The sequence below is a fragment of the Mesorhizobium sp. M0587 genome (assembly GCF_040320945.1).
Taxonomy (GTDB): Bacteria; Pseudomonadota; Alphaproteobacteria; order Rhizobiales; family Rhizobiaceae; genus Mesorhizobium.
In genome coordinates this window covers 61,593-81,877 of the sequence record NZ_JAMYQP010000009.1, presented here as the reverse complement: position 1 = coordinate 81,877, position 20,285 = coordinate 61,593, and the positions used below count along the sequence as shown (strand labels likewise).

The window sequence follows — 20,285 nt, the reverse complement described above, 5'->3', positions numbered from 1 at the left end:
CGCGACGGCTACTCCGCCGCGACGCCCTTCACCTCGAGATAGCTCTCCATCGAATCGTCCAGCGCCTGCAGCCACGGCGTATGGTGCAGCGGCGCCATGGTGCCGGTCATCAGCGAACGATAGGCATTGTCGCGGAAGCCCATGATGTTCTCCGCCTTGTGGTGCTCCCATTCCATGAAGGTCCGGTTGACCGCCTCGACGTCGAAGCCGGGATAGTCGGTCTGGTCCATCAATTCCTTGGTGTAGTCGCCCTGGAACCAGATCATCTGCTCGGCGTCCTCCAGCGTCTCCTCGCGCGCTCGCCATTTGGCGCCGTGCTCGGCCATCGCCTCGGCCGACGGCAATTTGATGCGGCCCATGATGACATCGCGCGCGTACCAGGCCTGCGCGTCGAACATGTTGAAGGTGTAGAACTGGTCCTGCATGCCGATATAGGAGAGCTGCGGGTTCTTCTCCCAGACGACACCCTCATAGAGGTCCAGCGGCCACATGCGGTTGGCGGTCTTGAGCTTGAGATCGTCGGTGAGGAAGGGGAAGGAATGGAGGTAGCCGGTGCACAGGATGATGGCGTCGACATCCTTGGTGGTGCCATCCTTGAAATGCGCGGTCTTGCCGACGACCTTCTGCAGCAGCGGCACCTCTTTCCAGTTCTCCGGCCATTTGAAGCCCATCGGCTTGGAGCGATAGCTGGAGGTGATCGATCTGGCGCCGTATTTGTAGCATTGCGAGCCGATGTCCTCGGCCGAATAGGATCGGCCGATGATCAGTATGTCCTTGCCCTTGAACTCCATCGCGTCGCGGAAATCATGGCTGTGCAGGATGCGGCCGTTGAAGGTGGAAAAACCTTCGAAATAGGGCACGTTGGGCACCGAGAAATGCCCGGAAGCGACGACGACATTGTCGAACTCCTCCGAATAGGTGACGTCGTTGCTGCGGTCATGCGCGGTGACGGTGAACTTCTTCGTCTCGTCGGAGAAGGTGACCATGCGCACCGGGCTGTTGAACCGCACCCATTTGCGCAGACCTGATTTCTCGACGCGGCCCTTGATGTAGTCCCACAGCACGGCGCGCGGCGGATAGGAACCGATCGGCCGGCCGAAATGTTCCTCGAACGTGTAGTCGGCGAATTCCAGGCATTCCTTCGGCCCGTTCGACCAGAGGTAGCGGTACATCGAGCCGTGGACGGGATCGCCATGCTCGTCGAGGCCCGTGCGCCAGGTGTAGTTCCAAAGGCCGCCCCAGTCGGACTGCTTTTCGAAGCAGACGATCTCGGGTATCTCGGCGCCCTTGTCGGCCGCAGATTTGAAGGCCCTGAGCTGTGCCAGGCCGGATGGTCCGGCTCCGATGACGGCAACGCGACTTTTCATTGCAGGGCCTCCTGTCATGATTTCCCCAGCGAAACAAATTTCACTGACAGGACAGTAATTGGCCCATCCATGCTGTCAACTGGCGTTGTAGGAAACCTCGTTTCGCGACACCGGATTTTCCCGCAAAACCCGGCGCCTGCCGAAATCTGCGGTCGGCATCATTCGACCAAGAGGGCTTGCTGTCGCAGTTGCGTTTCTGTATCGGCACCGAATATGTTCACCTTGAGTGAAATAATCGGCAGATTCCCTCGGGGCGGCAAAATGGCGAAATCAGCATCAAACCTCAAGTCCGGCGCCATCGCCAAGACAGAGCCATCGCCGAAGACGGGTGACGGGCGGACGATCCGGGCGCCGCTGACGCAGAACCCGCATGCCATTCGCGATACGCGTGAAAAGGTGCTGGAGGTGGCGATCGGCCGCGAGGTGCGGGCGTTTCGCAAGAAGCTCGGCATCACCGTCGCCGACCTGGCGGCCGCCACCGACATTTCGCTCGGCATGTTGTCGAAGATCGAGAACGGCATCACCTCGCCGTCGCTGACCACGTTGCAGGCGCTGTCGCGAGCGCTCGGCGTTCCGGTCACCGCGTTTTTCCGCCGCTTCGAGGAAGAGCGCAGCGCCGTCTTCGTCAAGGCAGGCGAAGGCCTCGACGTCGAGCGCCGCGGCACGCGCGCCGGCCACCAGTACAATCTGCTCGGCCATATCGGCTCGAACACCAGCGGCGTCGTCGTCGAACCCTATCTGATCACTCTGACCGAGGATTCGGATGTGTTTCCGACCTTCCAGCACGAAGGCATGGAGTTCCTCTACATGCTCGAAGGCGAGGTCGTTTACCGGCACGGCAGCAATCTCTACCCGATGAAGCCCGGCGACAGCCTGTTCTTCGACGCCGACGCGCCGCACGGGCCGGAGCAATTGACGAAGCTTCCGATGCGGTATTTGTCGATCATCTGCTACCCGCAGAGCGCGGGATAAGTTGGCCAATCTCCCCTTTGAGATCTCCGTCCGGAAGATGGGCAGCTTCACGACATCCGATCTCCCCACTTGAGGGGGAGATGTCCGGCAGGACAGAGGGGGGCGCTGTCCCGCCGACGTATCATTACTGGGCTGGTTCATACCGCGCTTCGTCATCCTCGGGCTTGACCGGAGGATCCATGCCGTGACCTTTGACGAAGGGCGCATCGGAGCAAAACTCTTAGCCGTTGCAATACCTTAGCGTCGCGGCATGGATCCTAGGTCTGCGCCGCGTCGCTTCGCTCCTTGCTTCGCCCTAGGATGACGATCTCAATGGTTCGCATTCCTTCGCGCCCCCCTCTGCCCTGCCGGGCATCTCCCCCTCTTGGGGGAGATTGGCAGTTTTAGGGGCAGCGCCAACATCAGCTATTCAGTCCGGTCCAAACCCCGGGCTTGTCGCACTTCCATCATCCAATTTCGACAGCCACTCCACCAGCGCCGGCCGATAGCGGGTCAGGCCCTTGTAGTTGGCGAGTTCGTCGGGCAGGTCGCGGATGACGCGGTGCAGGCGTCGGGCCCATTTCGGCTGCGTTGCCAGTTCGTCCATCTTGATCAGGTAGCAGCGGATCGGGAAGACGATGCCGTTGGAACGCGGCAGGCGCCAGAAGCTCTGCAACTCCACGCGCAGATGCACCTTGTCGCCGACATTCTCCGGCGTCACCGTGGCGCGGTCCGGTCCCCATTTGTGGTAGTTCTCGGGGCTGGTGTCGAGGCGCGGATTGATGGTCATCGTCCAGTTGAGACGCCGCGCCGGCTTGCCTTGCTGGATGTTGGTGAGGAATTTCAGCGCCCTGACGAAAATTCCCTTCTCATGCGCCAGTGGCACCGGCGCGTGCCACTCGAAGAAGTTCATGCCGATATCGAAGTCGAGCGACCAGTCGGCCTGGGTGGTGACCATACCGGCATCCATCCACAGATTGCCGTCGCGCTGGTCGAGGATGCAGAAATCGCCCTGGCTTTGGCGGGTAATGTATTCCATCGGGCCATAGGGCAGCGTCGAGGTGTCGCCGAAGGTGAAGGTGTCGTCGATGCCGAGCGGCCGGTTGATCCAGCGCCAACGGTCGCCGTCACGGGTGAGCGTGAAATGCTCGGGATAGCCCAGCGCCTGCTGCTCCATCAGAAGTTCCAGCAAATCCCAGCCGGCCAGCGTCATGTGCGGCAGCGACTGGCAGCGCAGCGGGTCCTCCGCCAGCACCAGAGCGCGATCCTGCATTTCGGCGACATAGTGCTCGTCGACGTCGATCAGGTTTTCCAGCACACTGCCCTTCGGCCCGACGACATGCGGCTCGATGTTGACGGCGTACATGTAGGCGTCCTCGTGGAACGGGAACGGAAACCGCCTGATGTGCTCCGGACTGTTCCTGAAGGTGAAATCGTCGCGGAACGTTTCCTTGCGAAAGGTGATGCCCAAGCTCGCCTCCTATCTTTCCAAGACCAGCGATTTGCCTTCGAAGCGCGACACGCACGGCATGATCTTGCAGCCGGAACGGTGGTCGTCCTCGCTCAGCCAGTGGTCGTTGTGAATGAACTTGCCGTCGGACGAGACGACATTGGTTTCGCACTGGCCGCAGACGCCGCCGCGACAGAGATAGGGCGGATCGACGCCGGCCGCCTCGATCGCCTCGAGCAGGCTCTGCTGCTCGCCGACCCGGATCGCCTTGCCGCTGACAGCCAGCATCACGTCGAACGGCAGGCCTGGCTGGGGTGCCGCGAAATGCTCGAAATGCACCGTCTCCGGCGGCCAGCCAAGCGCGGCGGCGCATTCGCGCACCCAGCCGATCATGCCTGCCGGACCACAGACATAGAGATGTGTGCCGAGCGGCTGCGACGACAGGAGCCGGTCGAGATCGATGCGCTCCCCGCGGTCGTCATGGTAGAGCCTGACGCGGCGGCCGTAGCGCTCCCGCAGCACATCGGCATAGGTGCCGAGCGAAGCCGTGCGGCAGGTGTAGTGCAGTTCGAAATTGCCGCCCTCGCCCGCCAGCTGCGCGGTCTGCGCCATGAACGGCGTGATGCCGATGCCGCCGGCCAGCATCAGGTGTTTCTTCGCCCTGAGGTCGAGCGAGAACAGGTTGACCGGATAGCTGATTACCATCTCCAGCCCGGGCCTGACGCGCCTGTGCATGAACAGCGAGCCGCCGCGCCCGACATCGTCGCGGCGCACCGAGATCGTGTACTCGCGCGTGTCGAGCGGCGAGCCCATCAGCGAATAGGGATTGAGCCTGGTACGCTCGCCGTCGCGCATCTCGACCACGACATGGGCGCCGCCGGAGAAGGTCGGCAAAAGCGCGCCGTCGCGCCGGCGGAAATGAAAGCGGGTGACCAGTTCGTTGACCGGGACGACGTCGCTGACGACGACATCGAGCTTGGTGGTGCCGGTGCTCATCGGAAGACCTCCTCCACCGGAGGAATTTCGCTGCGATCCTCGGCATTGATGCAGACGCCCTGGAAGGCGGCGAGGCGCCTGGAATAGTGATCGCGCACCAGAAGCAGCAGGCCGCAATGCGCGCAAGTGGCCGGCTGCGTCGTCACATTCTCGGTGATGCCCTTGCAGTGGACGCATTGCATGCGCCGCGCCAGCGAGCCGCGATGATCGGTCTGGATCGAGGTGTGGTCGATGCCGGCTTCGAGTGCCGCCTGCATGGCCTGGCCGATCAGCCCTTCGGTGCCGGTGAGATAGAGGCGCAGACCCATATGCGCGTTGGCCAGCATCTGTCTCAAGCGCGGCAGCAGGCTGGCGAAGGACGGCGCTTGGTGGAATTGCGCGGGCTTCAGCGCTTCGAGCGCCGCAATGTGCTTGCCGTCAGGTCCTGGAATGAAGACGATTTCGGCGCCATCGAAAAAACCCGCGGGGGCTCTCCCGGCCATGTCCGATATGGCGAGCGCACCTTCGGCATCGGCGATGAAAAGATGGTGTTTGCCGGGCTGAGCGGACAGCGTCCCGTAGACCGGCCGGCTGATGATGCTTTTGGCTGCCATTTACGCTTTCATGCCTCGAACGCCTCGCTTTCGACTATGCCTCAGCCTTTCGCCGTGCGCTTGGTCTTCTTGGGGTCGTCGAACGGCAATGGCTGCGCCGTCGCCCTGATCGATCCGCTCCCGTTGCGGATCTCCAGCCTGGTGTCCTTAACCGCGCAGTCGACGTCGAGGCGGGCGATGCCCATCGATTTCTCGACCAGCGGCGAATACATGGCGCAGGTCACCACGCCGACCTTTTTGCCGTCGCGATAGACCGGCGCGCCCTCGTCGGCCGGCTCCTTGCCTTCGAGCAGCACGCCATAGATCTTGAAACGCTCCTTGCCTTTCAGGCGATAATGCTCCTCGGCGCCGCGGAAGCCTGTCTTGCCGGGGCTGACCGTGAAGTCGAGGCCGAGTTCCCATAGCGTATCGCCGGGGCCTTCGTTCTCGAACGGGTATTTCTGCGAATTGTCGTAGGGGTAGAAGAGCAAATAACTTTCGACGCGCAGCATGTCGAGCGTGGTGAAACGGCATGGAATGATGCCGGCGCTCTTGCCCTCGTCGAGGATCCTGTCCCAGATCGTGCCGGCATCCTGGCCGCGGCAGAAAATCTCGTAGCCGCGCTCGCCAGTGTAGCCGGTGCGCGAGATCATGACGGGCAAGCCGAACAGCTGCGTCTGCATGTGATGAAAATAGTTGAGGTCGCGAATACCAGGCACATGCCTGGCCAGATAATCGACAGCGGTCGGCCCTTGCAAAGACAAATCGTGCAGATTGTCGTCGAAGCGCAGCGACACATCGCGCCCGACGGAAGCGCGCTGCAATTCCTCGTGGCCTGTTCCCGAACCGTGCACCACCATCCAGGAATTCGGCCCGGTGCGGTAAAGAATACAGTCGTCGGTGAATTTTCCCGCCTCGTTCAGCATGCAGGCATAGGCCGACTTGCCGGGATAGATCTTCTCGACATCGCGCGTCGTCGCCAGGTCGATGAGATGCGAGGCGTGCGGACCTGATATATGGACCTTCTTCAGGCCCGACACGTCCATCAGCCCGGCCTTGGTGCGGATGGCGACGTACTCCTCGTCGGCATCCTTGTCGTAGGTCCAGGCGGTGCCCATGCCGCTCCAGTCTTCGAGCTTCGAGCCAAGCGCGCGATGGCGATCCGCCAGGGTCGAAAATCTCCAGGATGCCGTCATCCGCTCGTCCTCCGTTTCGAAAATTACGCTGTTCCCTGCTCCTTTGCATCGAGGCCGGAGCTTTGGTTGGAATATTGACCGCAAACGCTGGAAGCCTGCAATCCCCTTCAAGCAAATAATTTCATTGTCAGGCAAAATCCGGCGTCCCGAACAATCGGTTAACTCAGCGTAAATTCGTCTTGACAATTCCGGAATTCAGCCTGAACTTATGAAAAAAATTTCACTCTCTTGAAAGAGGACGGCGGACGGTGAATTCGGAACCGGACGTCGGAAAAGGGGAAAACCGATGTCAGACCTCCAGCGGCGCATCGAGGCGCTGTATCGCTCCGACGTGCGCGGATCCGCGCTCCTGATTATCTGCCTGTGGGCGACGATCCTGTTCGTGCTGCTGATGACATGGCCATACATACCGGACGCCGGGATCAAGTTCGTGGTGGCGGTTGCCGCCGCCGCCGTGCTGATCTTCAACACGGCGGCCATCCTGGCGATGGTCAACCACTACAAGGAAGACAAGGAATTCATCTACGGGCTCGACATCAAGAACGCCGACGCGTTCCGCAACAGCAAGTCCTGAGGGGTACAACGCATGTCCCGCTATACACCGCCGGAGCAGAGCAAGGCCGGGCAGATCTTTGATATCGTCGTCGTGGTCGTCGCCATTTTCGTGGCATTGTGGCTGCCGCTCAAGATGGGGTTGGCGGGTGCTGCGAAATCCATCGACGCGCTCGACGCCAAGACGTGGGAAGCGCTCGGCCAAAACCCGACCATGGCCTCGATCTGGGAAAAGCTCGGCTACACGCCCGAAACCGCGCACGACATCATCCAGAACCGCTTCCACTATGTCATCGACTGGCCGACGCTGATCATCATGGCCGCGGTGCTGATCGGCTATTTCGTGTTCCTGTTCCGCGCATCCGACCGCGAATATCGCGACGTCATCAACGAAAAGTTCGAAGACAAGTAGTCCGGGGGACGCATCATGTGGATACCACTCTCTTACGCATGCTGGGGCATCTCGATCCTGCTCGCCCTTTGGATGCTCTACGACTGGTTCAAGGTCGATACGACTTATCCCGAGGACGTCTTGACCTCGTCGCGCGAAGGCGAACTTGAAGCCGTTTCCGAAAAACACCGGATCTGAGTGGGGATTGAACGATGGCGATCGCGGTTGAAACGAGAGAAACGTCAATCCACGGCGACAGGGTTTCGCTGCTCAGGGTGCTCGGCCCGGCCCATGTCTGGGCGCTCGGCGTCGGCATCGTTCTGGTCGGCGAGTTCACCGGCTGGAACTTTGCCGCCGACAAGGGCGGCGCGCTGGCGGCACTGATCGTCTGCTGGATCGTCGGGCTGCTCTATACCTCCGTCGCCATGATCGATTCCGAGGTGACGTCGACGGTGGCCGCCGCCGGCGGCCAATATGCGCAGGCCAAGCATATCGTCGGGCCACTGATGGCCTTCAACGTCGCGCTGTTCCTGGTCTTCGCCTACACGATGCTCGAAGTGTCCGACGCCATCCTGCTCGGCGACACGATCGTCGCCAAGGCGGGCGTCGATGGCCTCACCCACAACTCCTTTATCGCGGCCACCATCGTCGTGCTGGCGTGGCTCAACTATCGCGGCGTGCTGATGACGCTCAACGTCAACTTCGTCATCACCGCGATCGCCTATGTCTCGATCGTCATCCTGTTCTTCTCGGTCAGCCCGTGGACGCAAGGCGCCGTGCTGAAGCTCAATGAACTGGTCACGCCAGGCAACGCCCTGCCCTATGGCTGGATCGGCGTCATCGCCGCCTTTCAGTTCGGTATCTGGTATTATCTCGGTATCGAGGGGACAACGCAGGCGGCCGAGGAAGTTCGCTCGCCGGCGCGCTCGCTGCCCTACGGCACGATGGCCGGCATGATCACGCTTTTGATCGCCGCCGCCATGACCTGGTATGTCTGCGCCTCGATGATGCCTTGGGAGTATCTCGGCATCACCTATTATCCGCTGTGGGACGCCGGCAAGCTGACCGGCAGCCCGCTGCTGGAAAACCTGCTGTTCATCGCCACGCTGCTGGCGGCGCTGGCCTCGGCCAATGGTTGCATCAACGACGCGGCACGTGCCTGGTTCTCGCTCGGCCGCGACCGCTATCTGCCGAGCTGGTTCTCGGCGGTGCACCCGAGATATCGCACACCCTACCGCTCGATCCTGTTCCTGCTGCCGATCGCACTGGCCTTCGCCTTTATCGCCGACCTCAACCAGGCGATCACCTTCTCGATCCTGTCTGGCGTGCTGCAATACACCTTCATGAGCATCAACATCATGATGTTCAGGAAAAAGTGGCCGTTGGGCTCGATCCGCCGCGGCTACACGCATCCCTTCCATCCGCTGCCGGCGATCGTGCTGTTCTGTCTATGCGTGGTGACCTTCTTCGCGATCTTCCTCGGCTTCGGTTCGCAATTGATCGCCATGGTCGCGTTCTATTTCCTGATCTCGCTGTGGTTCCATTTCTACCGCTACCAATTCGTGCGGCGCGGCGACCAGTTCACCATGCCATGGCCGAAACCGCAGGGCTATTGATGGGAGAAGGCCCGTCCGCATCCCGGGCGGGCCTGGCATGACAAAATGTCCGAGCTGACGTCAGCACTGCTTGCCGGGGCGATTGTCCTGGCTCTCGTCCTTCATCTTGCCTTGGTGGCGCGCCGCAGCCGCAACAGGGCTGCGGTGGCGCTCGCCGCCGACCAGGCCGGCATCCGCACGGTCATTGCCGACGCCGAAGATTTCTCGGACGGCACTGCCGGCGTCGTCACCTGGGAAGGATCGTGGAACGGCCAGCGCGTCCAGGTCCGCACCATCGTCGACACGCTGGCGACGAGAAAGCTGCCGGCGCGCTGGCTCAGCGTGTCGATCACGGAAAAAACAGCCGTGCCCGGCACGTTCGACATGATGATGCGGCCAGGCTCGCCGACGACCTTCTCCAATTTCGATCATCTCGACCATACGCTGCCGAAGGCGCCCGGCTTCCCGGCCGAGGCGGTGCTGCGGACGGACCGGAGGGGCGTGCGCTTTCCGCAAGGCATCATCGCCGACCATCTCGAGCCTTTTTCCGAAGGGCGCGCCAAGGAGCTTCTGATCACGCCAAAAGGTGTGCGCATTGTCTGGCTGCTGGCAGAGGCCGAGCGGGCCCGCTACGGTGTCTTCCGGCAAGCCGCTTTCGGCGACGCGCGAATCGACCCGGCGGTGATCGAGCGGCTGCTCGTATCGCTCTTCGACCTGCGTGAGGCCATCAACAGGAACGAACGGCAAGCCGCATGACCAGTTCAATCACCTCGCCGGCGCCGGTCAGCCCTTATCTTGTCCTGGGCGCGGCCATCGTGCTGCCGGGCAGCGGACACGTCATGCTCGGCATTGCGACGCGCGGCCTGCAATTTCTTTTCTTCATCGTTATCCTGGCCTGGGTAACGGCGAAGATCGCGCCGCCCGACGCCAGCTTCGTCGGCCGCCATGCCGGCGGCTTCCTGATCTATGCCTTGTCGATCCTCGATGCCTACAAAACCGCCCGCGTGCGCGCCGCCAAATGGGCCCACGGCACGCACCGGCAAGGCGACAAAAGCGATGACCCCGGCAATGGTCATGTGTAACTAGAGGAAAAATTCTTTCATACCAATTGAATTCCCGAGACTCATTCGATACATCATTTCGGAGCCACAAACGTCGGGAGGCTGACATGTGCGGAATCGTCGGACTTTTCTTGAAGGACAAGGCGCTGGAGCCGAAGCTCGGCGCGATGCTGTCGGAGATGCTGGTTTCGCTCAGCGATCGCGGCCCCGACAGCGCCGGGATCGCGATTTATGGCGCGGCTTCCGGCAACGAGGCCAAGATCACCATCCAGTCGGCGAACCCGGAACGAGATTTCCGTGGCCTCGAAGCGGAGCTTGCCAGAACCATCGGCATGCCTGTGACGATCGCCGTGAAGTCGACGCACGCTGTGGTGCGGACGAGGCCCGAGAAGATCGACGAAGCCCGCGAGGCCATCCAGGCGCTGCGCCCGGACGTCCGTATCATGGGCGCCGGCGACGTGGTCGAGATCTACAAGGAAGTCGGCCTGCCGGAAGCGGTCGTCGATCGCTTCGAGGTTCGCAAGATGGCCGGCACGCATGGCATCGGCCACACCCGCATGGCGACCGAATCGGCGGTGACGACGATGGGCGCGCATCCGTTCTCGACCGGGGCCGATCAATGCCTGGTGCACAACGGCTCGCTGTCCAACCATAACAATGTCCGCCGCGAGCTGATCCGCGAAGGCATGAAATTCGAGACCGAGAACGACACCGAGGTCGCGGCCGCCTACCTCTCCTCGCAGATGGCGCATGGCAAGAACCTTGGTGAAGCGCTGGAAGGCACGCTCTCCGATCTCGACGGCTTCTTCACCTTCGTCGTCGGCACCAAGAACGGTTTCGGCGTCGTGCGCGATCCGATCGCCTGCAAGCCCGCCGTCATGGCCGAGACCGACCAGTATGTCGCCTTCGGCTCGGAATATCGCGCGCTGACCAAACTGCCCGGCATAGACAATGCGAGGGTCTGGGAACCGGAGCCCGCAACCGTCTATTTCTGGGAGCATTGAGTTCATGGCGGCAATTTCCAAGGCAACGCGCGATCAAAGCCCCGCTAACAATCAGGCATCGCGCGTCTTCGACCTCGACCAGATGTCGCTGCGCGAACTCAACCAGGCGCTGCACAATCTGGCCCCCGGTTCGAACGAGACGGCGTGGGAAGTGCTGAACCCGAAGGGCAACCATTCGGTCGCCGTCGGCGTCGACCAGCCCATTAGCATCGATGTGCGCGGCAGCGTCGGCTACTACTGCGGCGGCATGAATTCCGGCAGTGCCATTACCGTGCATGGTTCGGCGGGACCCGGCGTCGGCGAAAACATGATGTCGGGCTCGATAACGGTCAAAGGCGACGCCAGCCAGTATGCCGGCGCTACCGGCAAGGGCGGCCTGCTGGTCATCGAGGGCAACGCCTCGTCGCGCTGCGGCATTTCGATGAAAGGCATCGACATCGTCGTGCACGGCAATATCGGCCACATGTCGGCCTTCATGGCGCAGTCGGGCAATCTGGTGGTATTGGGCGATGCCGGCGATGCGCTCGGCGATTCCATTTACGAGGCGCGGCTGTTCGTGCGCGGCAAGGTGGGCAGCCTGGGCGCCGACTGCATAGCCAAGGAAATGCGGTCCGAGCACCTGGAATTGCTGCAGGGCCTGCTCGACCGCGCCGGCATCACCGGCGTCAAGCCGTCGGAGTTCAAGCGCTACGGCTCGGCGCGCACACTCTACAATTTCAATATCGACAACGCCGACGCGTATTGAGGCAGCATGACCTATCGCAACCCGCCGACGACGCCGCGCAAATCCGCGACCTTCGACGACTACACGCTTTCCGAGATCCGCCGCGCGGCGGCGACCGGCATCTACGACATCCGTGGCGCCGGCGCCAAGCGCAAGCTGCCGCATTTCGATGATCTGCTGTTCCTCGGCGCTTCGATCTCGCGCTATCCGCTGGAAGGTTATCGCGAGCGCTGCGACACGTCGGTCGTGTTGGGCTCACGCCATGCCAAGAAGCCGATCGAGCTGAAGATCCCTATCACCGTCGCCGGCATGAGCTTCGGCTCGCTGTCGGGCCCCGCCAAGGAAGCGCTCGGACGCGGCGCGACGCTGGCCGGGACCTCGACCACCACGGGCGATGGCGGCATGACCGAGGAAGAGCGTGGCCATTCGAAGACGCTGGTCTATCAGTATCTCCCCTCGCGCTACGGCATGAACCTGCGCGACCTGCGCCGCGCCGACGCGATCGAGGTCGTCGTCGGCCAGGGCGCCAAGCCCGGCGGCGGCGGCATGCTGCTCGGCCAGAAGATCTCCGACCGCGTCGCCGAAATGCGCACGCTGCCGAAAGGCATCGACCAGCGCTCGGCCTCGCGCCACCCCGACTGGACCGGGCCCGACGATCTGGAGATCAAGATTCTCGAGCTGCGCGAAATCACCGACTGGGAAAAGCCGATCTACGTCAAGGTCGGCGGCGCGCGGCCCTATTACGACACCGCGCTTGCAGTGAAGGCCGGCGCCGACGTCGTCGTCGTCGACGGCATGCAGGGCGGCACCGCCGCCACCCAGGAAGTGTTCATCGAGAATGTCGGCCAGCCGACGCTCGCCTGCATCCGACCGGCGGTGCAGGCGCTGCAGGACCTCGGCATGCACCGCAAGGTGCAGTTGATCGTCTCGGGCGGCATCCGCAACGGCGCCGATGTCGCCAAGGCGCTGGCGCTGGGCGTCGACGCGGTCTCGATCGGCACGGCGGCGCTGGTCGCGCTCGGCGACAACGATCCCCGCTGGGAGGCGGAATACAACGAACTCGGCACCACCGCCGGCGCCTATGACGACTGGCACGAGGGCCGCGACCCGGCCGGCATCACCACGCAGGATCCCGAACTGATGAAGCGGGTCGACCCGGTGGCCGCCGGCCGCCGGCTGGCGAACTATCTCAAGGTGATGACGCTGGAAGCGCAGACGATTGCGCGGGCCTGCGGCAAGAACAGCCTGCACAATCTCGAACCCGAGGATCTCGTCGCGCTGACGATCGAAGCCGCCGCCATGGCCGGCGTGCCGCTCGCCGGCACCAACTGGATCCCGGGGAAGAACGGCTTCTGATCGAGGAAGGGCCGAAGCCCACATGCTCCGGGGCCAACAATCGACAAAAAATGGGGAACTGCGGTGACACTTGATCTTGCTGAATTCGCAAGGGCGAAAAACGTCAAATACTTCATGATTTCCTACACCGACCTGTTCAGCGGGCAACGCGCCAAGCTGGTGCCGGCGCAGGCGATATCAGATATGCAGAAGGACGGCGCCGGCTTCGCCGGTTTCGCCACTTGGCTCGACCTGACGCCGGCGCATCCCGACATGCTGGCGGTGCCGGACCCGGATTCGGTCATCCAGCTGCCATGGAAGCCCGAGGTTGCCTGGGTCGCCGCCAACTGCATCATGGACGACAAGGAGGTCAACCAGGCGCCGCGCAACACGCTGAAGCGGCTGATCGCCGAGGCCGCCAGCGACGGCATGCATGTCAAGACCGGCGTCGAGGCTGAGTTCTTCCTGATCTCGCCCGACGGCAAGACGATTTCGGACGAATACGACACGGCCTCGAAGCCCTGCTACGACCAGCAGGCGGTGATGCGCCGCTACGACGTCATCGCCGAGATCTGCGACCACATGCTGGCGCTCGGCTGGGGCGCCTACCAGAACGACCATGAGGACGCCAACGGCCAGTTCGAGATGAACTGGGCCTTCGACGATGCGCTGGCGACCGCCGACAAGCACTCGTTCTTCAAGTTCATGGTCAAGTCGATCGCGGAAAAACACGGGCTGCGCGCCACCTTCATGCCCAAGCCCTTCCAGGGCCTGACCGGCAATGGCTGCCATGCGCATATCTCGGTGTGGGACAAGTCAGGCAAGACCAACGTCTTCGCCGACAATTCGATGGAGCTCGGCCTGTCGGCCAAGGGCAAGAACTTCCTCGGCGGCATCATGAAGCACGCCTCGGCTCTCGCCGCGATCACCAATCCGACGGTGAATTCCTACAAGCGCATCAATGCCCCGCGTACGATTTCGGGCGCCACCTGGGCGCCGAACACGGTGACCTGGACCGGCAACAACCGCACCCACATGGTGCGCGTGCCCGGCCCCGGCCGTTTCGAGCTGCGCCTGCCCGACGGCGCGGCCAACCCCTATCTGCTGCAGGCCGTCATCATCGCCGCCGGCCTCGACGGCATCCGCTCCAGGGCCGATCCCGGCAGACGCTACGACATCGACATGTATCAGCACGGTCACACGGTGGAGGGCGCACCGAAGCTGCCACTCAACCTGCTCGACGCGCTGCGCGAATTCGACAACGACAAATCGCTCAAGACGGCGCTGGGTGAGGAATTCTCGTCGGCTTACCTAAAGCTGAAGCACCAGGAATGGAATTCCTATGCTTCGCACTTCACGCAATGGGAGCGCGACCACACGCTGGATATCTGACCGGCGCAGCGTGCGAGCGACCTCGGAATGAACGTATGAAATACTCGATCTTCTCGCTCGCCCGCGCCGCATTTTCCGGCCACAAGAACTGGCAACGCACCTGGCGCGATGCCAGCCCGAAGGACCGCTACGATGTGGTGATCATCGGCGGTGGCGGCCACGGCCTGGCCACCGCATGGTTCCTCGCCAGCGAATACGGCATCAGGAATGTCGCCGTGCTGGAAAAGGGTTGGATCGGCTCCGGCAATGCCGGCCGCAACACCACCATCATCCGCTCCAATTACGGCCTGCCCGGCAACACCGGCTTCTACGAATTGTCGATGAAGCTGTGGGAGCGGATGGAGCAGGACCTCAACTACAACACGATGGTCAGCCAGCGCGGCGTCATCAACCTCTACCATTCCGACGCGCAGCGCGATGCGTATGCGCGGCGCGGCAACACCATGCGCATCAACGGCATCGACGCCGAACTGCTCGACCTCGCGGCGGTCAAAAAAATGATGCCGTTCCTGAACTTCGACAATGCGCGCTTTCCGGTGCAAGGCGGGCTCTTGCAGCGGCGCGGCGGCACGGCGCGGCACGACGCCGTGGTCTGGGGCTACGCCCATGCGGCGAGCGCGCTCGGTGTCGACATCATCCAGAATTGCGAAGTGACGGGCTTTGTCAGAGACGCCAACGGCAAGGTGACCGGCGTCGAAACCTCGCGCGGCAAGATCGGCGCCGGCAAGGTCGGCATGGCGGTGGCCGGCAGTTCCTCGCGCGTCGCGGCGATGGCGGGCCTGCGCCTGCCGATCGAAAGCCATGTGCTGCAGGCCTTCGTCTCCGAGGCGATCAAGCCGCTCATTCCTGGCGTCATGACCTTCGGCGCCGGCCATTTCTACGTCAGCCAGTCGGACAAGGGCGGGCTGGTCTTCGGCGGCGACATAGACGGCTACAATTCCTATGCCCAGCGCGGCAACCTGCCTGTGATGGAAGACGTCTGCGAGGGCGGCATGGCGCTGATGCCGATGATCGGCCGCGTGCGGCTGCTGCGCCAGTGGGGCGGCATCATGGATATGTCGATGGACGGCTCGCCGATCATCGACAAGACGCCGGTGGACGGGCTCTATCTCAATGCCGGCTGGTGCTATGGCGGCTTCAAGGCGACGCCGGGCTCAGGCCTCGTCTTTGCCCATCTGCTGGCCCGCGACACGCCGCATGAAGAGGCCGCACGGTTCCGCCTCGACCGGTTCCGGTCAGGCGCGATGATCGACGAAAAGGGCCAGGGCGCCCAACCGAACCTGCACTGAAGGCCCTGTCATGCGCATTACCTGTCCTTTCTGCGGCGAACGCGAACTCGGCGAGTTCACCTATCTCGGCGACGCCAAGCCAGTGCGGCCGGAGGCTGGTGCTTCGGTGGACGATGTCTTCGACTACGTTTACCTGCGCGACAATGTCGCCGGCGTGATGGATGAGAATTGGTACCACGGCGGCGGCTGCCGGGCCTGGCTGAAGGTCACCCGCAATACAATCACGCATGAGATTTCCTCCGTCGAACCGGCAACGGGCGTCGGGGCGAGGCAGGTTGCAAGATGACTATTCTTGTCCAAGTCAGTGCTGCCCCTCACCTGCCTGCCGGCATCCTCTCCCCGTATAGCGACGGGGAGAGGGGGGCTGGCGGCAACCTCGACGCCATTCTCGCGACGTCGATGATTGGCGAAATCGCTGACGGGAGCATCCTTCTCCCCGTCCCTATACGGGGAGAAGTGCCCGGCAGGGCGATGAGGGGCAGCGCAACCCTTTCGCATTTCATCGACCTCACGGAAGGCCGGCCGTCGTGACCTCCAGCCAATCCCATCGTCTCCCCACTGGCGGGCTCATCGACCGCTCGGCGTCGCTGAGCTTCCGCTTCGACGGCAGGACTTTCTTCGGCTTACAGGGCGACACGCTCGCCTCGGCGCTGATCGCCAATGGCGTCAAGCTGGTCGGCCGCTCGTTCAAGTATCATCGCCCGCGCGGTATCCTGACCGCCGGTTCGGAAGAGCCCAACGCGCTGGTCGAGCTGCGCACGGGCGCCAGGCGCGAGCCGAACACCAAGGCGACGACGGCCGAACTCTATGACGGGCTCGAGGCCGCCAGCCAGAACCGCTGGCCGTCGCTACGCCACGATGTAATGTCGGTCAACCAGCTGTTCGCGCCGATCTTCGTCGCCGGTTTCTACTACAAGACCTTCATGTGGCCGGCCAAGTTCTGGGAAGCGGTCTACGAGCCGGCGATCCGCCGCGCCGCGGGCCTCGGCCGCGCCGCCGGCGTCGCCGATCCCGACCACTACGACAAGGCGTGGGCGCATTGTGACGTGCTGATCGCCGGTTCCGGCCCGGCCGGTCTGGCGGCAGCACTTGCCGCCGGACGCAGCGGCGCCCGCGTCATCCTGTGCGAGGAAGATTTCACGCTTGGCGGCCGCCTGCTGTCGGATGGCGGCACGATCGATGGCTTGCCGGCAGCCGAATGGCTGTCGCGGATCTTGGCCGAGCTTGGCTCGATGCCGGATGTGCGCATCATGACCCGCACGACGCTGTTCGGCGTCTATGATGGCGGCACCTATGGCGCGATCGAGCGGGTCAACGACCATTTGCCCCAGCCGCCCGAGCATCAGGTGCGCCAGCGGCTGTGGCGGATCGTGGCCAGGCGCTGCGTGGTCGCGGCCGGCGCCATCGAGCGGCCGATCGTCTTTGCCGGCAACGATACGCCCGGCGTGATGATGGCTTCGGCGATGCGGACCTATCTTGCGCGGTATGCCGCCGCTCCCGCGAAACGCATCGCGCTGTTCACCAACAACGAGGATGGCTGGCGCACCGTCGAGACGGCACTCGGCGCGGGATTGCAGATCGCGGCGGTGATCGACGCACGGCCTGATGTTTCGGCTGCCCATCGCTCGCTCGCATCGAAAGGCGGCTTCCCGGTGCTGCACGGCTCGGTCAGCGGCGTCGACGGCGGCAAGGACGGCGTCAGGAAAATCGCGGTGTCGCTGACCGGCGGCGCGCGCGCCGAGGTCGAAGCCGACGGGCTCGCCGTTTCCGGCGGCTGGAACCCGGCGGTCGGGCTTACCTCCTACCATCGCGGCCGGCCGAAATGGCGCGATGAAATCTCTGCTTTCGTTCCGGACGGCGCCCCTCCCGGCATGGTCGTCGCGGGCGCCGCTAATGGCTCGTTCGGCCTCGGCGCCTGCCTGAGCGAAGGGTTCGCCGCGGGTTCGGCGGCCGCGCTCGACGCCGGGCGCAGCGGCAAGGCCGGCCCGGCGCCGGTCGCCGATGACGAGGCTTTCTCGTTAACGCCGCTGTGGCATGTCGCCGGCAAGGGCAAGGCGTTCGTCGATTACCAGCACGACGTCACATCCTCCGACATCGAACTGGCGCAGCGCGAAGGTTTTGAATCGGTCGAGCACCTGAAGCGCTACACGACGCTCGGCATGGCCACCGACCAGGGCAAGACCTCCAATGTCGCCGGCCTCGCCATCATGGCCGCGGTCAGCGGCCGCTCCATTCCCGAAACCGGCACGACGATCTACCGGCCTCCTTACGTGCCGGTCGCCATCGGCGCCTTCGCCGGACATCATCGCGACGAGACTTTCCATGCCACGCGCCTGACGCCGTCGCATCACTGGGCCGTGGAACAAGGTGCCGTCTTCGTCGACACCGGGCTGTGGAAGCGGGCGCAATGGTATCCGCGCGCCGGCGAGAAGGACTGGCTGGATTCGGTGACGCGCGAGGTCAAGGCGGTGCGCTCAGGCGTCGGCTTCTGCGATGTCTCCACGCTCGGCAAGATCGACGTGCACGGCCCGGATGCCGGCGCCTTCCTCGACCGCGTCTACGTCAACACCTTCTCAAACCTCGCCGTGGGAAAAGCGCGCTACGGGCTGATGTTGCGCGAGGACGGCATCGTCTATGACGACGGCACGACCTCGCGGCTGGCCGAGGATCATTACTTCCTGACCACGACGACGGCCAAGGCCGGGCCGGTGATGCAGCATCTCGAGTTTTGCCGGCAAGTGCTGTTTCCCGAGCTCGACGTGCAGCTGACCTCGGTTTCGGACCAGTGGGCGCAGTTCTCGATCGCCGGACCGAAGACGCGTGACCTGCTGAGGGAGATCGTCGATCCGGCCGAGGATCTTTCCAACGAGGGCTTTCCTTTCATGGGAGCGCGTGCGGTGGCCTTGCGCGGCGGCATCGGCGCGCGGCTGTTCCGCATCTCGTTTTCCGGCGAAATTGCGTTCGAGATTTCGGTGCCGGCGCGCTTCGGCGATGCCATGGCGCGCAATCTGATGCTGGCTGGAAAGCAGTTTGGCGTCACGCCTTACGGTACCGAGGCGCTCGGCGTCATGCGTGTCGAAAAAGGCCACATCGCCGGTCCGGAACTGAACGGCACGACGACGGCGGCCGATCTTGGCCTCGGCAAGATGATGTCGACGAAGAAGGATTTCATCGGCCGCGTCATGGCCGGCCGCGAGGCGCTCGTCGCGCCGGACCGGCAGGTCGTGGTCGGCATCAAGCCGACGGACGCGGCAAGGCGCCTGCGCTCCGGCGCGCACATCATCCCGAAGGGCCAGACGCCAGGGCCTGATAACGACCAGGGCTATGTCACCTCGGTCTGTTTCTCGCCGACGCTTGACCAGTGGATCGGACTGGCACTGGTCGAACGCGGACGCGAGCGCATCGGCGAGATCGTCCATGCGCATGACCCGCTACGCGGCGAGGACTATGACGTCGAACTGTGCAGTCCCGTCTTCTACGATCCGGATGGAGGACGCCAGCGTGGCTGAATTTTCCTGGAAAGTCCGCAGCCCGCTTGAACGGGCGCTCGTGCCAGGCGCTTATGGCGCGCGGGGTGATGCCGGTGTGTCGCTGACAGAGATCCGTAATTTCGACCTGATCCAGGTGATGGCGCGGCGCGGCAAGGCAGCGGAAATGGCCAAGGCCGCGAAGGCGCGCTTCGGCGTTGCGGCTCCGGAAACGCCGAAGGCAGTCGGCACGGCCGATGCGACGCTGATCTGGTCGGGACCGGATCAATTTTTCGTTCTGTCGAAGAGCGGCAAGCACGCGATCGAGTCACTTGTCCCAGCCTTCGCCGCGTCCGCTTCGCTGTCCGACCAATCGCATGCGCGGGTGCTGGTCAGCGTCTCCGGCGCCAGGTCGCGGGCGATGCTGGCCAAGCTGTCGTCGATCGATCTGCATCCCAATGCGTTCGCTGTTGGCGCGGCGGCCGCGACCTCGATGGATCACACCAGTGTCACGCTTTGGCGCAGCACGGATCGAGATGGATTGGCCGTGTTCAACGTGCTGGTGTTCGCGACTTTCGCCGAGAGCCTGTGGCACACCATTGTTGATTCTGCTGCGGAGTATGGCGTGACGATCGGCCATTCGGAAGGATGATCGCCCCGGTTTGCCGGCATAATCTTCGACGTCTGCGCTGCCCCTCATCGCCCTGCCGGGCACTTCTCCCCGTATAGTGACGGGGAGAAGGGGATGACCGCATCGCTGGCGGCTTTTCTGCAACGCTGGTGATTGGCGAAATCGTGGACGACAGTTGTCCTTCTCCCCGTCACTATACGGGGAGAAGATGCCGGCAGGCAGATGAGGGGCAGCGCAGACGTCCGAGGTGAGTTTGACGATTGCTCCGCACGCCACCTTCGCCTTGCCAAATCCAACCTCACTGCTATTCTT

20 protein-coding genes are annotated in these 20,285 nt (G+C 63.3%); 15 read left to right on the top strand and 5 right to left on the bottom strand.

What is annotated here, in order from left to right; genetic code table 11:
• Nucleotides 1-8 precede the first annotated feature (8 nt).
• Nucleotides 9-1,367 carry a trimethylamine monooxygenase gene (locus NKI49_RS11005; protein WP_352598784.1) on the bottom strand — a complete coding sequence of 453 codons (1,359 nt, stop codon included), beginning with the start codon at nucleotides 1,365-1,367 and terminating at the stop codon, nucleotides 9-11.
• Between the two features lie 261 nt (nucleotides 1,368-1,628).
• Between NKI49_RS11005 and NKI49_RS11000 the strand changes: the two genes are divergently transcribed.
• The gene (locus NKI49_RS11000) at nucleotides 1,629-2,339 is read left to right on the top strand and encodes a helix-turn-helix domain-containing protein (protein ID WP_352598785.1); all 711 of its coding nucleotides are present in this window, start codon (nucleotides 1,629-1,631) and stop codon (nucleotides 2,337-2,339) included.
• Between the two features lie 409 nt (nucleotides 2,340-2,748).
• Here the strand turns inward: NKI49_RS11000 and NKI49_RS10995 are convergent, their stop codons facing one another.
• Genes NKI49_RS10995 through NKI49_RS10980 form a run of 4 tightly spaced genes read right to left on the bottom strand, consistent with a single transcriptional unit; the run spans nucleotide 2,749 to nucleotide 6,532 of the window.
• Nucleotides 2,749-3,789 (bottom strand): heme-dependent oxidative N-demethylase family protein, encoded by a 1,041-nt coding sequence (locus NKI49_RS10995; RefSeq protein WP_352598786.1) that lies wholly within the window; start codon nucleotides 3,787-3,789, stop codon nucleotides 2,749-2,751.
• A 9-nt stretch (nucleotides 3,790-3,798) separates the two neighbouring features.
• Nucleotides 3,799-4,764, bottom strand: a complete 966-nt coding sequence (locus tag NKI49_RS10990) for a PDR/VanB family oxidoreductase (protein WP_352598787.1) — start codon at nucleotides 4,762-4,764, stop codon at nucleotides 3,799-3,801.
• Nucleotides 4,761-5,357 (bottom strand): dimethylamine monooxygenase subunit DmmA family protein, encoded by a 597-nt coding sequence (locus NKI49_RS10985; protein WP_352598788.1) that lies wholly within the window; start codon nucleotides 5,355-5,357, stop codon nucleotides 4,761-4,763. Before NKI49_RS10985 ends, NKI49_RS10990 begins: the two co-directional genes overlap by 4 nt.
• Before the next feature lie 41 nt (nucleotides 5,358-5,398).
• A complete protein-coding gene (locus tag NKI49_RS10980) occupies nucleotides 5,399-6,532 on the bottom strand; it encodes an aminomethyl transferase family protein (protein ID WP_352598789.1) in 1,134 nt (377 codons plus the stop codon).
• 286 nt (nucleotides 6,533-6,818) lie between these two features.
• Between NKI49_RS10980 and NKI49_RS10975 the strand changes: the two genes are divergently transcribed.
• The 14 genes from NKI49_RS10975 (at nucleotide 6,819) to NKI49_RS10910 (ending at nucleotide 19,994) form a co-directional block, all read left to right on the top strand.
• On the top strand, nucleotides 6,819-7,106 hold the full coding sequence (locus NKI49_RS10975) for a hypothetical protein (protein ID WP_352598790.1): 288 nt from the start codon (nucleotides 6,819-6,821) through the stop codon (nucleotides 7,104-7,106).
• 12 nt (nucleotides 7,107-7,118) lie between these two features.
• On the top strand, nucleotides 7,119-7,496 hold the full coding sequence (locus NKI49_RS10970; RefSeq protein WP_352598791.1) for a hypothetical protein: 378 nt from the start codon (nucleotides 7,119-7,121) through the stop codon (nucleotides 7,494-7,496).
• 15 nt (nucleotides 7,497-7,511) lie between these two features.
• Nucleotides 7,512-7,673 carry a hypothetical protein gene (locus NKI49_RS10965; RefSeq protein WP_352598792.1) on the top strand — a complete coding sequence of 54 codons (162 nt, stop codon included), beginning with the start codon at nucleotides 7,512-7,514 and terminating at the stop codon, nucleotides 7,671-7,673.
• A gap of 14 nt (nucleotides 7,674-7,687) precedes the next feature.
• Nucleotides 7,688-9,091: an APC family permease gene (locus NKI49_RS10960; protein ID WP_352598793.1), complete on the top strand. Its 1,404-nt coding sequence runs from the start codon at nucleotides 7,688-7,690 to the stop codon at nucleotides 9,089-9,091.
• 45 nt (nucleotides 9,092-9,136) lie between these two features.
• Nucleotides 9,137-9,826 (top strand): hypothetical protein, encoded by a 690-nt coding sequence (locus NKI49_RS10955; protein ID WP_352598794.1) that lies wholly within the window; start codon nucleotides 9,137-9,139, stop codon nucleotides 9,824-9,826.
• Nucleotides 9,823-10,152 carry a hypothetical protein gene (locus NKI49_RS10950; protein WP_352598795.1) on the top strand — a complete coding sequence of 110 codons (330 nt, stop codon included), beginning with the start codon at nucleotides 9,823-9,825 and terminating at the stop codon, nucleotides 10,150-10,152. Before NKI49_RS10955 ends, NKI49_RS10950 begins: the two co-directional genes overlap by 4 nt.
• A gap of 86 nt (nucleotides 10,153-10,238) precedes the next feature.
• Nucleotides 10,239-11,135, top strand: coding sequence for a class II glutamine amidotransferase (locus NKI49_RS10945; RefSeq protein ID WP_352598796.1), 897 nt, complete (start codon nucleotides 10,239-10,241; stop codon nucleotides 11,133-11,135).
• Nucleotides 11,136-11,139: 4 nt separating this feature from the next.
• On the top strand, nucleotides 11,140-11,880 hold the full coding sequence (locus NKI49_RS10940) for a GltB/FmdC/FwdC-like GXGXG domain-containing protein (protein WP_352598797.1): 741 nt from the start codon (nucleotides 11,140-11,142) through the stop codon (nucleotides 11,878-11,880).
• 6 nt (nucleotides 11,881-11,886) lie between these two features.
• Nucleotides 11,887-13,215 carry an FMN-binding glutamate synthase family protein gene (locus NKI49_RS10935; protein ID WP_352598798.1) on the top strand — a complete coding sequence of 443 codons (1,329 nt, stop codon included), beginning with the start codon at nucleotides 11,887-11,889 and terminating at the stop codon, nucleotides 13,213-13,215.
• Nucleotides 13,216-13,278: 63 nt separating this feature from the next.
• Nucleotides 13,279-14,586: a type III glutamate--ammonia ligase gene (gene glnT / locus NKI49_RS10930; protein ID WP_352598799.1), complete on the top strand. Its 1,308-nt coding sequence runs from the start codon at nucleotides 13,279-13,281 to the stop codon at nucleotides 14,584-14,586.
• Between the two features lie 35 nt (nucleotides 14,587-14,621).
• On the top strand, nucleotides 14,622-15,875 hold the full coding sequence (locus tag NKI49_RS10925) for a sarcosine oxidase subunit beta family protein (protein WP_027023055.1): 1,254 nt from the start codon (nucleotides 14,622-14,624) through the stop codon (nucleotides 15,873-15,875).
• 10 nt (nucleotides 15,876-15,885) lie between these two features.
• The gene (locus NKI49_RS10920) at nucleotides 15,886-16,161 is read left to right on the top strand and encodes a sarcosine oxidase subunit delta (RefSeq protein ID WP_352598800.1); all 276 of its coding nucleotides are present in this window, start codon (nucleotides 15,886-15,888) and stop codon (nucleotides 16,159-16,161) included.
• Nucleotides 16,162-16,402: 241 nt separating this feature from the next.
• Complete coding sequence (locus NKI49_RS10915; RefSeq protein ID WP_352598801.1) at nucleotides 16,403-19,384, top strand: sarcosine oxidase subunit alpha; 2,982 nt, start codon at nucleotides 16,403-16,405, stop codon at nucleotides 19,382-19,384.
• Nucleotides 19,377-19,994, top strand: a complete 618-nt coding sequence (locus NKI49_RS10910) for a sarcosine oxidase subunit gamma (protein ID WP_352598802.1) — start codon at nucleotides 19,377-19,379, stop codon at nucleotides 19,992-19,994. Before NKI49_RS10915 ends, NKI49_RS10910 begins: the two co-directional genes overlap by 8 nt.
• The last annotated feature ends 291 nt before the right edge of the window (nucleotides 19,995-20,285 follow it).